The 13,459-nt window shown below is 53.6% G+C and carries 9 protein-coding genes; 1 reads left to right on the top strand and 8 read right to left on the bottom strand.

What is annotated here, in order from left to right:
* Nucleotides 1-13: 13 nt before the first annotated feature.
* The 8 genes from J2I46_RS13695 to J2I46_RS13660 all read right to left on the bottom strand — a co-directional run bounded on the left by J2I46_RS13695 (nucleotide 14) and on the right by J2I46_RS13660 (nucleotide 10,507).
* Nucleotides 14-751, bottom strand: a complete 738-nt coding sequence (locus J2I46_RS13695; protein ID WP_207329591.1) for an acyltransferase — start codon at nucleotides 749-751, stop codon at nucleotides 14-16.
* A gap of 92 nt (nucleotides 752-843) precedes the next feature.
* Nucleotides 844-3,276, bottom strand: coding sequence for a phosphotransferase (locus J2I46_RS13690; RefSeq protein ID WP_207329590.1), 2,433 nt, complete (start codon nucleotides 3,274-3,276; stop codon nucleotides 844-846).
* Between the two features lie 179 nt (nucleotides 3,277-3,455).
* On the bottom strand, nucleotides 3,456-4,763 hold the full coding sequence (locus tag J2I46_RS13685) for an O-antigen ligase family protein (protein ID WP_207329589.1): 1,308 nt from the start codon (nucleotides 4,761-4,763) through the stop codon (nucleotides 3,456-3,458).
* On the bottom strand, nucleotides 4,748-5,866 hold the full coding sequence (locus J2I46_RS13680) for a glycosyltransferase family 4 protein (RefSeq protein WP_207329588.1): 1,119 nt from the start codon (nucleotides 5,864-5,866) through the stop codon (nucleotides 4,748-4,750). Before J2I46_RS13680 ends, J2I46_RS13685 begins: the two co-directional genes overlap by 16 nt.
* The gene (locus J2I46_RS13675) at nucleotides 5,818-7,110 is read right to left on the bottom strand and encodes an MATE family efflux transporter (RefSeq protein ID WP_207329587.1); all 1,293 of its coding nucleotides are present in this window, start codon (nucleotides 7,108-7,110) and stop codon (nucleotides 5,818-5,820) included. Before J2I46_RS13675 ends, J2I46_RS13680 begins: the two co-directional genes overlap by 49 nt.
* Entirely contained in the window at nucleotides 7,107-9,305 is a 2,199-nt protein-coding gene (locus J2I46_RS13670) for a GNVR domain-containing protein (RefSeq protein ID WP_207329586.1), read from the bottom strand. The genes J2I46_RS13675 and J2I46_RS13670 overlap by 4 nt, the downstream gene beginning before the upstream one ends.
* 9 nt (nucleotides 9,306-9,314) lie before the next feature.
* Entirely contained in the window at nucleotides 9,315-10,067 is a 753-nt protein-coding gene (locus J2I46_RS13665) for a polysaccharide biosynthesis/export family protein (RefSeq protein ID WP_207329585.1), read from the bottom strand.
* Nucleotides 10,064-10,507, bottom strand: a complete 444-nt coding sequence (locus J2I46_RS13660) for a response regulator (RefSeq protein WP_207329584.1) — start codon at nucleotides 10,505-10,507, stop codon at nucleotides 10,064-10,066. The genes J2I46_RS13665 and J2I46_RS13660 overlap by 4 nt, the downstream gene beginning before the upstream one ends.
* Nucleotides 10,508-10,875: 368 nt before the next feature.
* Between J2I46_RS13660 and J2I46_RS33335 the strand changes: the two genes are divergently transcribed.
* Entirely contained in the window at nucleotides 10,876-13,362 is a 2,487-nt protein-coding gene (locus J2I46_RS33335) for an HRDC domain-containing protein (protein WP_310589027.1), read from the top strand.
* Nucleotides 13,363-13,459 lie beyond the last annotated feature (97 nt).

Here is a 13,459-nt window from a genome sequence, read left to right as displayed (position 1 = left end):
GCTGAGGCCGTTTTCACTCGCTACAGGCAAGCGACAACGAAGCCTGACGCGTTTTAGTAGCCTCTGCTCTGGTACGCAATAGTTTGGCAGGAACTCCGCCGATCAGGCTGTTGGCGGGGAAACTTTGCGTTACCACGGCACCGGCCGCTACGACGCATCCGTCGCCGATGGTTACGCCGCCAAGCACCGTGACTTTACTGCCAATCCAGCAGTTAATACCGATGATAATTGGTTTGCGTTCGACACCCTGCAACCGGATGGGTACGTTCAGGTCGCCAAACAGGTGGTTTTCGGGATGGCAACTGAAATACTGACCAACGATGCAATCGTCGCCAATCGTTAAGCCACCCGCGCCACCCAAATAAGCAAACTCGCCAATGCCCACCCGGTCGCCGATCCGGATATACAGGCCGGGGTTATCGAGCGTAGTCGACACAACCAGCCGGCTGAAGGCCCCGATGCTTACCTGATTGCCCAGCCGAATACCATCCGTAGCAATCGCCGAGCAATACACGTGGTCGCCCAGCTTCAAAAATCGCCCCCACTGGATTTGACGCAGATTGAAAAACTGAACGCCCCGCCCCCGAACCATTCCCTTCGGCAAACGACCACGCAGCAACAGGCCGCTACTCCTGACCAACGCCCTTACCTGTTGCCAGCCGAACGCCAGAATGAGCCCGTTAGCCAAGGCAGGCGAAAACCGAAACCGCGGATTACGTAACTGAACGATCCGTTCAAGGAGTGTTTTCATTGGGAGACTAGAGAAGATTAGTTGATTGATTTTTCGCTTGGCTTCGCGCTGTCGGGTTGCTTTCGCTTGGCCCTTCGACAGCATGAAGCCCATTACCCCACCAGCGTACCCACCGTAGTGCGTTGAATACGGTCAAAAATGCGGGTTAGGGTAACGGGAAGGTCCTGATTCAGCACCGGCATGTATTCTGACGACGGATACTGTTTTTGCAGGCTATCGAACAGGCCCAGATACTGGCGGGTCAGGTCAGCGATGGTTTCGGCATCTAATTCCTGCTTCCGGCGTAGAATATCTTCTGCTGGCGCGTAGAGGAATACGTTTAACTGAGGCTTCATCAGGAAACGGTACAGACCAGCGGCTAGCCCAGACGGCAGTTGTACATTACTCCGGCGGCTGTCGTTGATGAAGTCGAAATAGTAACGATCGTACAAAACAATGTAGCCACGCCAGACGTATTTCACCTGCACGTAAAATTGCCCCAGCAGGTAATCGGCGTAGTAATAGGCAAACCGAAGCAGCGACGACAGACCACTCTGATTCGTACCCTGACGAGGAAGCCGATTAGTCGATCGTTGTTCCGCTTCCCGGCGGCCATACTGCCAGGCACTGAGGATCGGCAAGAGCGATGGCCGGTGCCGAAGCACGATCACCCGTTGCCGGAGTTTTTTCTCGATCTCCAGTTTGGTCTGCTCAATTACGGTCGATTTACCGGCACCATCAACCCCGCTGAACGTCACGATCATTCCGCGTTGAAAAGCAAACGACCGAAGTGTATCAAGCCCGTAAGCCAGCCTACTGCGTACAGCCCGCCACCCCCGATTCTGGGGCATCGCTCTGATGTCGGTCACCGATTCAGCCAACAGGGAGCCAATAACCGGTTCATCGAACAGGTGTCGGTACCGCGCTGGTATCAGCGCATTATTGAGACCGTAGAACCGCCGGACGTAGGTCTGATTACAAGCCAGTGTAGGTACGTTCAGGCCATGCGGTGCCAGCGTGGCCTGTTCCCAGACAGCATGAGCGTCCATGAATTCCAGGTGCTTTCGCTTGAATGTCCAGATCAGGTCAACATGCAGACTGGTATTATCAAGGCATTGAATATGCAGTTGTTTCATAAAGCTCCGATGATCTACCGTAACCTGACGAATCAACGGATGCTGCCGAACGTACCTGACCAACTGCTTCGCCGTTTGACGGGGCATGGCCAGATCCAGGTCTGACGAGTCGGGAAGCGCATCCAGGTACGTTGGCAGGAATTTCAGGGCCGCGTGGGGTTGCTTGTGAAGCCAGAAAGCCAGGTCATGCAATACCAGTTTCCGGTCAGATACGACCTGCTTCTGACCCAGCCAATACGTGAGTGCCTGATTCCAGGTGTCGAGCAGCCAGTTTACCTGCTGGTGCCAATCGGGCTGACGGCTGTAGACCGACAGGTAATACGTTATGGTATGAATGAGGTATAGTTTCTCGGCAAGGTCGACATCAACGGAGTTTCGTTCACGGAACAAACGCCAGTCGGTCTGTTTCAAGATGGTATCGACCTCCCGCCGAATGGCATTGAAGCCCTGGTTGCCCAGCATAACCATTGACTGATACTGAAAATGAAACAGGTCGTATAAACCCGGCAACTCTGCGCGGTACAACTCCCAATCGATCACGCACAGCTTGTGGCCGCGCAACAGGATATTCCAGGGCGTAAAATCACCGTGGGCCGAGGCAACGGCAATCGGTGCTTGTTCATCAAGCGATTGAATCAGCCGTTCCAGCTTATCGAGCAGGCTAACGGGTATGCGGCTGTCATTGGCTACCCGCAATTTCACCAGAGCATCCAGGGCCGACGTCCAGAAATCGGCCTGCTGTAATGGTTTCGTGTGCCAGTTCTGGCTAACAAACTCCTGCATTGCCCCGTACGGCAACTCGGCCAGTTTGTTAATCTGCCAGGTATCGGCATCGCCCATGTCTTCCTGAATCAGCATCGATTCTGAATAGGCTTCGAGCTGGGGTGTAGCCAATTGCAGCAATGGGTTCTGTTGAAGTTGCCGCAGGGCCAACGCTTCCTGTCGCAGGTTTATTACGGCCGGTTCAGCCAGCGCAACTTTCAGGAAAAAGCCTTTTTCAACCTGCGTGTTATACCAGATAACCAGCTTTCGATTTGGCCCGGCCGTACCGGTAAACAGCGCCCACCGATTAACCTGGGTACGTCGAAGCAACTGGTAGCCCGCTTCGGTTGTGTAGAATGTGATGCGATCGTGACCCATCCAATGGCCCCGTTTCAGGCGAAAAAGTAACCGAACTAACCAAACGAACCAACGCGCCTGGCGACTACCGGCGTGGTAAAAGCGCAGAAAATCAGGCTGATCAGACCAGATTGGCCATAACCACCGGATGCTGCCATCGGGGTTACGGTATAGGTAACAGGAGATCGTGCAATTGGCCGCCGTTGTCGGTTTAGTGGCCAGAGGGATGCCAATTTTCGTTAGCCCGGTCTGCAACCGCTGTATGTCTGATGTGTACACCAACTTGTTCATGTAAACAAGACCTGCCAGTACCATGCCAGTACCAAAAAGAGGCCAATACGCGCTGTATTGGCCTCTTTTTCTGAAACCACCTTCCGTCTTCAGGAAAGCGATTCCATTTTCTGGAACGGTAATGCTTACGGCGCAAACCCTAACCCGGACGCGGGACCGCCGCAAGCATTCAGCATACACTAAGCCGGGCGCAGATCGGGGCGGCGGCGGTAGAGATAGATTTTTTCGCCGGGGGTCAGCAGCGGATTTATCGACAGGCTGATGTAGAAAATCAGGAGTTGATAGAATAGGATGCCGTAGTTGGTTTCGCCGAAAATACCGAACTCGGTAAACGAGTTGATCATGATCGGAATCAGCACACCCACGCAGATCAGGCTCTTCTCTTTTTCGGGCACCTGCAGAAAGCCACGAATGGTGAATACGAGTTGGAAGAGTACAATGAAGAAGCCCACGAAACCCAGATTCATCAAGACCTGAATAAAGGTGTTGTGGGTCATCTTGGCCGCGTAGGTGAAGATGTGCTCCCCCTGGAAGTAGTCGGTGGTGGCTATGCGCATGAAGCCGAAGCCAAAGAAAGGTGCTCTCGGCAGGCCTTCGTTTAGCAAGGCCGTCCAGAACGGCAGTCGGCCTGTCATGCTCATTACTTCGTCTAACCCCCCACCGTGTTCCTTAATCAATAGCGTCTGAACTGCCACCGGCACTACCATGACCGCACCGGCATACATGGCCAGCTTCAGCTTTGTATTCGACGATTGACGAATATGGAAAAAAGCGATCAGCAGGCAGCCAATAGTTGATGAACGTGAACCCGTCAGCACAACGGCCCACATCAGCAGGCCAATCTTGATGAACGTCCAGACGAACTGGTGTTTTCGGTAGATATTGAAAATGAAGCAGGAAACGCCCACCGCGCACAGCATGCCCAACTCATTGGGGTTCATGATAAATCCACCGAGACGTGCTTCTTCACCACCGTGCGTCAGTCGGTAAAACGTCTCGGGATCGATGTACATGCCAACCAGAAAGATGCTGATCATCATCATGACCGCATCGCCGATCACCTGGTACATCTTCACGGCACTTCCGCTAAAAAAATAGTCGATCAGGATAAAGCAGGCAATGAAGTAATACGCAAATACCAACCCTTCCATATCCATAAACCACTGAAGACCAGAATACCCCGGATCGGTTGACCACATCACGGACAGCAAACCCAGAAACAGATACACCACGTACAGAAACGGCGACAAGCTCTGTTTCCAGCCGAACGACGCCACCGCCCCCCGGTTAATGATGGCCCGGTACAGGTACCAGATAGAGGTCGTCATGGCAATGCGACTGATGACTTTAATGACCCGCGTAATCGAGATGTTGTTGCTCCAGGTGAAGAAGCCGCCCAGTTTGACAAACAGGATTATCGTCAGCAAGAAACCAACTGTTTTCAGAAACCGGCTATGGTCGCGGGGGGCGGTTAATTGGCGTGCCATACCTGCTGATACAACTCATTAAACTGCTTTACCTGACGCGGCCAGTTATAATGTTTATCGACCATCTCGCGGGCGTTCCGGCCCAGTTGAGCCAGCTCACCCGTTTGCCACTGATCGTGCAGAACGGTCAGCCCTTCGGCTACCTGCGGCGCTGTTCCCTGCTCAACAACGTACCCGGCATCGAACGCCCGGATGGCATCGCCTACGTTGGTTGCCTCAGACACCAGACAGGGCAGCCCCAGCGAGGCAGCTTCGAGTACCGACACCGGCAGGCCTTCGTACCGCGACGAATGAACGAACAGACTGCACAAGCCCAACAACTGGAGCTTCTCTTCGCCGAAGCGGCTCCCCCAGAAGGTAACCTGTTGGCCAACGTTCCGATCGTCGGCCATCTGCTTCAACTGCAACCGGTGCGGGCCGTCGCCAATCAGCCAGAGACGAGCTGTGGGTACGTTCTTTTGGAAATCGGCAAAGCCATCCATGAGCCAGTCAAGTCCTTTATGGTCTATATCAAGGCGACCACAAAAACCGATAATAAACGTCGAGTCGATCGGCTCGCCGGGTTGTTCGTACACCGAAAAGCCGTACGGGATCAGCACCGACTTCTGGTTCGGATACATGGTCTGCAAACCGGCGATCTCGCTCTTTCCCAACGCGTGAATAGCACTGGCGCCAGAGAGCACTTTTCGTTCAAACAAATTGAAATACAGTCGCTTGGTCAGCCTATTTCGTTGCAGCGCATGCCAGTTGTAGTTACCGTGAGGCGTAACCACATACGGAATTCGATTGTCTGCCAGGAAACGGGCAGCGGCATAGAAACGGGGCACAAAGCCGCCGTGAATCTGCACAACGGCCGTTCCTTTTCTGACCAGCATGGCGCGTTTCCAGTCGGCACCAACCCAGAACGGATTCCGGCTCGCCTCGAACAGGCGCGTGGTATAGGTACGTTCCGGATAATCGTGTAGTTGATTGGCCGAGAACCCCCAGACCTCGACCGCATACCCGGCCTGTTGCTGCTGGGAAGCCAGCTCGTTCACTACTTTATTGACACCGTTCATTCGGGCCGGATTGGCCTTACCGAGAACAAGATGAATGATTTCCATACGAATAAACCGTTATGATGTACAACAAAAAGCCAGTACGTGATCAGGATGACCTGGGTGGAAAACAGGCCGACCAGTACGCCCACCAACCCCCAGGTGGTGATGAGCCAGAAGGCCGTAGCCAGGCTGAATACCGTGGTCAGGGCATAGCCGGTGAAGTAGTGTTTATTAAGCAGGCGAACCCGCAGGATGATTCGGATCGGGTAGCTACAGACCACCAGCATATACACCGCCGACAGCCCGTACATGACGTAACTGAACGGGCGGTAGTCGTTGCCACCCATGTAGGCCAGCAAGGGTTCGGCACCCAGCGTCAGAAACAGGAGCACCGGCAGCAACCCGAGCAGACTTTTAAGCAATACCGCACGCAGGTACGTTAATAGGTTAAGGGGCAAATGGGCTACTTGTGCTGCCCTCGGAATGACATAACTCTCCAGCGCCTGAAGCAGTACGTTGAGCAACCCGAAGATGTATTGCGCCAGCCGGAGCGCACCCAATGCGGCAGCACCCAGCCACCAGCCTCCCGCCACAATGAAGAAGTTACCGGCCAGCCACTGCGTCAGGGCCGACAGAAGCATCCAGCCGCCCTGCTGCCGATGCTTTTCCCAGACGAACTGGCCATTGGTAGCCTGTGGCTGACCCGCTCGTAACCAGACTATTCCCAGTACAATTGAGGGTACAAACGTGGCTCCGATGATCCAAAGCGAAACCGGAAGCGATAGCGCATGTTGCCAGTTAAAGACGGCCAGCAGTGCCAGCTGACCAACATTAGTCAGGCAGTCGAGCAGAAGGGCGTGGCCCGCCCGTTGTTGCACCAGCAGGACCTTGCGGAGAAAATCCTGCAACAGATACAGGCCTGTTCCCACAACAGCAGGCAGCAGAACATGAATGCTGAAGGGAATAACACGAGTCGGCAACAGGCTGTAGATCAGACCAGACAACACCATCAAGCCTATTAACCAACCCAACTGAAGCCAGAACAGCCCGTTGGTATAACGTTGCTGTTCAGTTTCAGACAATCCGGGAAACACGACCTGGTAGATGCCGCTGCCAACCGCCTGCTGAACAGACAGGAGAAATAGTTGACTTAGTATTACTGCCGAAAACTGACCGTAAGCAGCCAGACCCAGCGCGTGCGCCAGCAGTAGGTTGGTTATAAACGCCGACCCGCTAACTACCACCTGATCGGCCAAAACCAGCCCTTTTTCAGAACCCACGAGTTGTTTTATCGAAGCTGGTATCATGCGTACACCTCCTTCTGTTTAGGTGTCGACGCGCGACGACGAACCACCAGACCGCGTACGGTTTGACTCAACTCGCTCAGCAGCGAAGGCGTGTATCCTGCCCGATTTAGCACGAAGCGCATCATGGGCAGCATCAGGTTTTGGGCCAGCAGATCGGCTTCCAGTACCCGGCTCTGTTTGGTTCGGCGGCTGTCGAGCACCAGCAGGTTCAGCGTGGCGGAAGCCATCAGCATCACCGCTGCCGGTTCGGCGGTAATCGGCGCATTTTTGATAAGTACCACATCATAGCTGGCTTTCCACTCGTTGAGCATCGGCATCCAGTTGATAGGCCGTTGCCACTGGGGGTCAGTAGCAGGTACGTTCACATAAGCCGGATTATCCGGCTCACCAAACTGGGTTAGCGTGCCATCGGCATCGACAACCAATAGGGTCTTGCCCAGGTTAACGAGCGCCGTTGCTAACCCCGTAGCCAGCGTACGTTTGCCTTCCTTTTTATCGAACGACGAAATGGTGATGACCGAGCCCGGCACCAGCCACTGTTTCAACTCCATGTGTAGTGCCCACTGCCGGAAAAAAGCGCTGGATTTTGCCGGATTCGCCAAGGATGGCACCATACCAGCTACCTCTGTCTCCGATGTCTTCTGAATATTTTCTACGTTGTTGACCCGCGCTTTCAGGAAATGCACGCCGTACAACAGCACAATGCTGATTAATAAGCTCAGGAATCCCGCCAGCACCTTGATGAGCGTTGGATTAGGCGAAATCGGGGTGCGGGCTACTTTTCCTTCGGTAATGACCCGGTGAAACGAGATAGTGGCGGCACGGGCAATATCGGCTTCGGTGCGTTTCTGGTGCAGAAAACGGTATATCTGTTCATCAAGGCTGAAATTGCGTTCCAGCACGGTCATGGTTTTCTCTTTCGTGGGCAGTCCAATAAACTGCGCTTCGGCTTCGCGGACTGTTCGGCCCAGGTCGTTATGCTTGATTTTCAGATTGGTAAGTGTGTTGTTGATGCTCTCCTTCATGTAGTCGGCCAGGTCGTTCATCTGCGTATCCAGTAGCCGTACTTTTTCATGCTCGGGCGTGTAGCGCGTCAGCAGTTCGCGCCGGTCGCCCTGCAACTGCTTCATTTTCTTGACGATCTCCGTTGAGAGCAGGTCGTTGAACGCCTCGAAGTTGGGGGCCGACCTTAGAAAATCAGGGTTCCGGCGAACGTACCTGTTCAGGCTGTCGATGGCGAGCACGTTCATGTGTACGCTCGACAGTTGTTTCTGCAAATCGGCAATCTGACGAAGATCGGTTTCCGTCTCCTGCCGAATGTTGATGATGTTTTTACTATTCCGGTAGCCTTCAATGGCCTGCTCGCTGGCCGTTAACCGGCTCTTTACGTCAACCAGCTGTTTATTCAGAAAGTCAACGGTGGTATCGGCCGTGCGAAACCGGTCGTTCACACCGTCGGCGATATATGCGGCCGCTACGCCATTCACCACGTCGGCAGCTTTCTGGGGTACGGAACTCCGGTAGCTGATGCGCAGCACTGGAATGTCTTTATCCACCGCCATCACATCCAGATCACTTACCACCGACTCAACCACACTTTCTTTAGTTCTGACAATGAACTCGTAAGTATCATTGATAGCCAGGTGATGACGCTCTTTCAGCAACGCTTCGTTACGGCTGATGAAAATGCTACCGCCCTCGAAGGTCATAATCCGGCCTAATTCGCAGTTGAGGGTCTTGCCACCTGGCAGCGTAATGGCCGTCAGGGAATCGCGCCGGATGACCAGCTTGAACGGTTGGCTGTACCATGTAGGGTCCGTAAACGCCGCCGTAATACGAATGGGCGATTGCCCGTACAGGTCTGCTTTCCGTAGCTTCCCAACTCTGTAGATCGTTACGGCCAAGTCAAGATCTGACAGCGCCTTGGTTAGCAACACATTGGATTTCAGCAACTCAACCTCGGCCAGAATTTTATTTGTATTGGCGAACACGTCGAAATCCTTGTACAGATTAGCACTGGGAGCTCCCTCGTTGGCATCGGCCAGCTTGATCTTCGCCATACTGTCGTACATAGGCGTAGCGTAGCGCAGGTAACGTCCCGCCAGAAACAACGCCACGGTCATGATGGCCGCCGTCAGCGGTAAGCCGCGCACAAACGGCCCCAGAATTCCCAGCGTTTTCGATAACTCAGACATGGCTGATGATTAGATAAAAAACTTGAATAGCACCAGCAACGTGGTGATGGCACTGGCAACGGGGAGCACACTTGGCCCGGCTCGCTTATCCCATAGCTTACTTTTTTTGGCAGGTACGTATACCACATCGCCGGGCAGAATCTGAATGTTTCTTGTAGCGAACTGATCCATCCTTGTTAAGTCGATGTTCATCGTATGCGGCTGGTTATCAATCGTTCTGATCACCTGAATCGCCTGTCGATCGGCGTACAAATCGAAATCGCCCGCGCGGCCCAATAGCTCGATCAGCGAGTTGGCTTCTTTTTCGAGCAGGAATTTGCCGGGGTTTTTCAATTCGCCCAGTATCGTCACCTCTTTGTTCAGCACCTTCACATCGATGATCGGATCGACAATCCATTTCCTGAACTCGGTCAGTAATCGATCGCGGGCCTGCAATTGCGTCAGGCCAGCCAGTTTCACCTTCCCGATTTTCGGAATGGGTACGTCGCCGTTGGGGTCAACCATCACCCATTTGCCATAGACCTCGTTGGCGCTGTAGATACTGTAGAGCGAGCCTACGCTGAGGTCGTCATGATTCCAGATACTGATACTGAGTTTGTCATCTTTCCGGATAACATACTGCGTCGACGATGCCTGCCCTAAAAAGACCGAGTCGATTTTAGTGGTGACGGGCTTCTGAAACAGGTTTTGCGAGGCGCAACCCGACAGCCCGACAGCGGCGAGCAAGAACATCAAAACGGGCAAGGTGCTGATCCGGCTCATGCGACCCCCAGGTAACTCAACAGCTTCTGAATTTTTCCGGTTGGCCGCTGTTGAAGCAGAGCCATCACATGCCGGATTTTCTTCAGCACAGCGTCAATTTTCTCCAGGTCGTTCTCGCCTTTGATGATGTAATCGAACGCCCCATATTTAAGCACGTCGATGGCTACGTTCAAATCCTCCTGACCCGAGATGACGACCAGATAGATGTTAGGATTGAACCGCTTGATCTTGCGCAGCATAGCCAGGCCATCCATCGGCTCCATCCGGTAGTCCAGAAAAATGACATCGGGGGAATCCGTCAAGTGGTTCAGGCACTCCTGACCATCGTTGAACAGTGTTACATTGGTGTAGCCAAGGTTACGAACCTGATGTTCGTAGAGCTGTCCGCAGAACGGATCGTCGTCGACAATGAAAATGGATAGGTTGTTCTTCGTTTCCATGAACTGATTGTTTGGAGACGAAGAATACGAATAGCATGCCAGTAGATTAAACTATTGATTATGAGTTATTTAAAAATATGATAAAGCTTGTAATGTCTATAGACAGGAATCTGTTTCCAGAATATGGAACTGATAGGTAAGCGGAAACGGTACGGGATTTAAAGGCTTAAACAGATTGACGCAGATTATTGGATTTAAGCGGATTACAGACTGACGCAGAGCAAATCCATTTTAAATCCGACAATTCGCGTCAATCTGTTTAATCCTTTAAATCCGTGTACCCACCATAATCCGCGTACCCGTCATAACCCGCGTACCATTTATCTTTATAGAGCCAACCGGCATTTTCTGTTACCAACCGTACGCACTTGACTACTAAACTCCACATCCCAAACGAACGACTCGATCTGGCGCATAACTATGTGCTGCATACCAGCCAGAATGTGTTCCTTACCGGAAAAGCAGGTACGGGTAAAACCACGTTTCTTCACCAGATCAAGCAGTTATCGGCCAAGCGACTTGTTGTAGTTGCCCCAACGGGCGTAGCGGCTATTAATGCGGGGGGCGTTACCATTCACTCGCTCTTTCAACTGCCATTCGGGCCTATTGTTCCCGGCGATCAGGGGCAGTTGAACCGAAAATTCAACAGCGAAAAAATCAAGTTGCTCCGTACGCTCGATCTGCTTGTAATCGATGAGATCAGTATGGTGCGGGCCGATGTGCTCGACGGTATCGATGCGGTGTTGCGGCGGTACCGGGGTGGCGACCGGCCCTTTGGCGGTGTTCAGTTGCTCCTGATCGGCGACATGCAGCAGCTTCCGCCCGTTATTCGCGACGACGATTGGGCGTTGTTGCAACCGCACTACCAGACCGGCTATTTTTTCAGCAGTCAGGCCTTGCAGGAAACTGAGTACGTGTCCATCGAACTCACGCACATCTACCGGCAATCCGACCAGCGCTTCATCGACCTGCTAAACGGCATCCGCGAGAAAACGATCACCGCCAAAGGGCTTGCCGATCTGAATCAACGCTACATTCCCGACTTTGCGCCCGACGATGAAGCAGGGTACATCACCCTGTCGACGCACAACAACACGGCTCAGCAGATCAACAACCGGAAACTGGCCGAACTATCATCGCCGCTTCGATCCTATACAGCTACCGTTCTCGATGATTTCCCCGAACACATGTACCCCACCGAGCATAAGCTTGAGCTGAAAGTGGGCGCGCAGGTGATGTTTATCAAAAATGACGTCTCGCGCGACAAGCTGTTCTACAATGGCAAAATTGGCCGGATCATCGCGTTCGGAGAAGATTACATCGAAGTGAAATGCCCCGGCGAGGCCATGAGCATTGTGACCGGTCCGGTTGAATGGCAGAATATCCGCTACACGCTCGACCCAACTACCAAGGCGATCAAAAGCGATATCATCGGCTCGTTCATGCAGTTTCCGCTGCGGCTGGCCTGGGCCATTACCGTTCATAAAAGCCAGGGTCTGACCTTCGAGCGGGCCATTATCGACGCCGGGAAAGCCTTCGCCCATGGGCAGGTGTATGTGGCGCTGAGCCGGTGTAAAACGCTGGAAGGGCTGGTGCTACAAACGCCCATTCCGGCCAGCAGCATCAAGACCGAATACAACCTGGAGCGGTTCCATGCCGATGTGCAGGAACGTACCCCCACCGAGCAACACTTCCAAAGCGCCAAACGGGTGAATCAGGAACAGCGGCTGTACGATCTGTTCTCGTTTGAACAGGCGGCTTACTGGCTGGGACGTACCCGGAAAGTCGTGGGCGATTCGGCCCGAAGCCTGCCGATGAACCTGATGCCCGAGCTAACCGAACTGGCCGCAATACTCACCGACAAAGCCCGGCTGATGGCCCACCGGTTCCAGAAGCAGTTGCCCGAATACTTTGCACAGGAGCCGCTGCCCGAGGCCAACGAGGCTCTTCAGGTACGTATACGCAATGCCAGCGTGTATTTCCACAACCTGCTTACCGACGAGCTACTGCCCAAGCTTCGTGCGCTGCCCACCGAATCGGACAATAAACAGGTACGAACAGCCCTGCTCGAATACCTCGACGATACCGAAAAAGCGTTGGTCGTCAACCTGGCCACCTTCGCCAAATGCCGCGATGGGTTCGATGCCCTGCGCTATGGTGAAGCCCGCAACCGCGCCGAACTCGATTTTGTACCCGCCCGGAAACAGGCCACAGCGCCAGCCATCGGCGCCCGGCAGCGGGGAGCGGCTGGGCGCCGTGATGAGTCGAAGCCGAGCGCGTTGTATTTCGAGTTGATGAAATGGCGCAACAACATGGCCTCGGAACATAACGCCATGGCCTATCAGATCATGTCCCAGCAAACGCTGACGGAGATAGAGCGTGTTCGTCCCGAAACCATTGAGCAACTCGCTAAGATCAAAGGATTAGGCAAGGCTAAGGCCAAGCGCATTGGCGATGAACTGCTCCACATCATCCGAAACAACCCCGACTATGCCAGCGCAGGCTACGGTAACGCCAGCCGTGTGGGCGTAGCTCGGGACCAGCCCCAACGTGCTCAGCCTAACGTACCCAGCGCAGCCGCACATGAAGCGACGCTCACGTTGTTTCTATCGGGAAAGTCCATCTCCGACATTGCCACAGCGCGGGGTATATCGCCGCAGACAGTAGAGAATCACCTGGCCATTTGCATTCGTGAAGGGTCGTTGCCCATCGAAGTAGTTGTATCGGCCGACAAACTCTCGTTGATCTACAGCACCTTCGGCACTGAACGCCCACTCAGTTTAACTGGCGCCGTGAAGACACTGGACGGCAGAGTGACCCAGCGCGAACTACGCCTGGCGTATGCTGATTGTTGAGTTGAGCCAAAACCGATCACCAGTCTACCAACACCGTTGAAACCGACTTTTCTGATCATATCTTTATTGGATATAATCGGCTGGTGAGCGTGCCTGT

Origin of the sequence: Fibrella forsythiae (assembly GCF_017353175.1) — a bacterium.
GTDB lineage: Bacteria > Bacteroidota > Bacteroidia > Cytophagales > Spirosomataceae > Fibrella > Fibrella forsythiae.
Note: the sequence above shows the minus strand (reverse complement) of the source record. Positions and strands in the feature narration are given on the sequence as shown.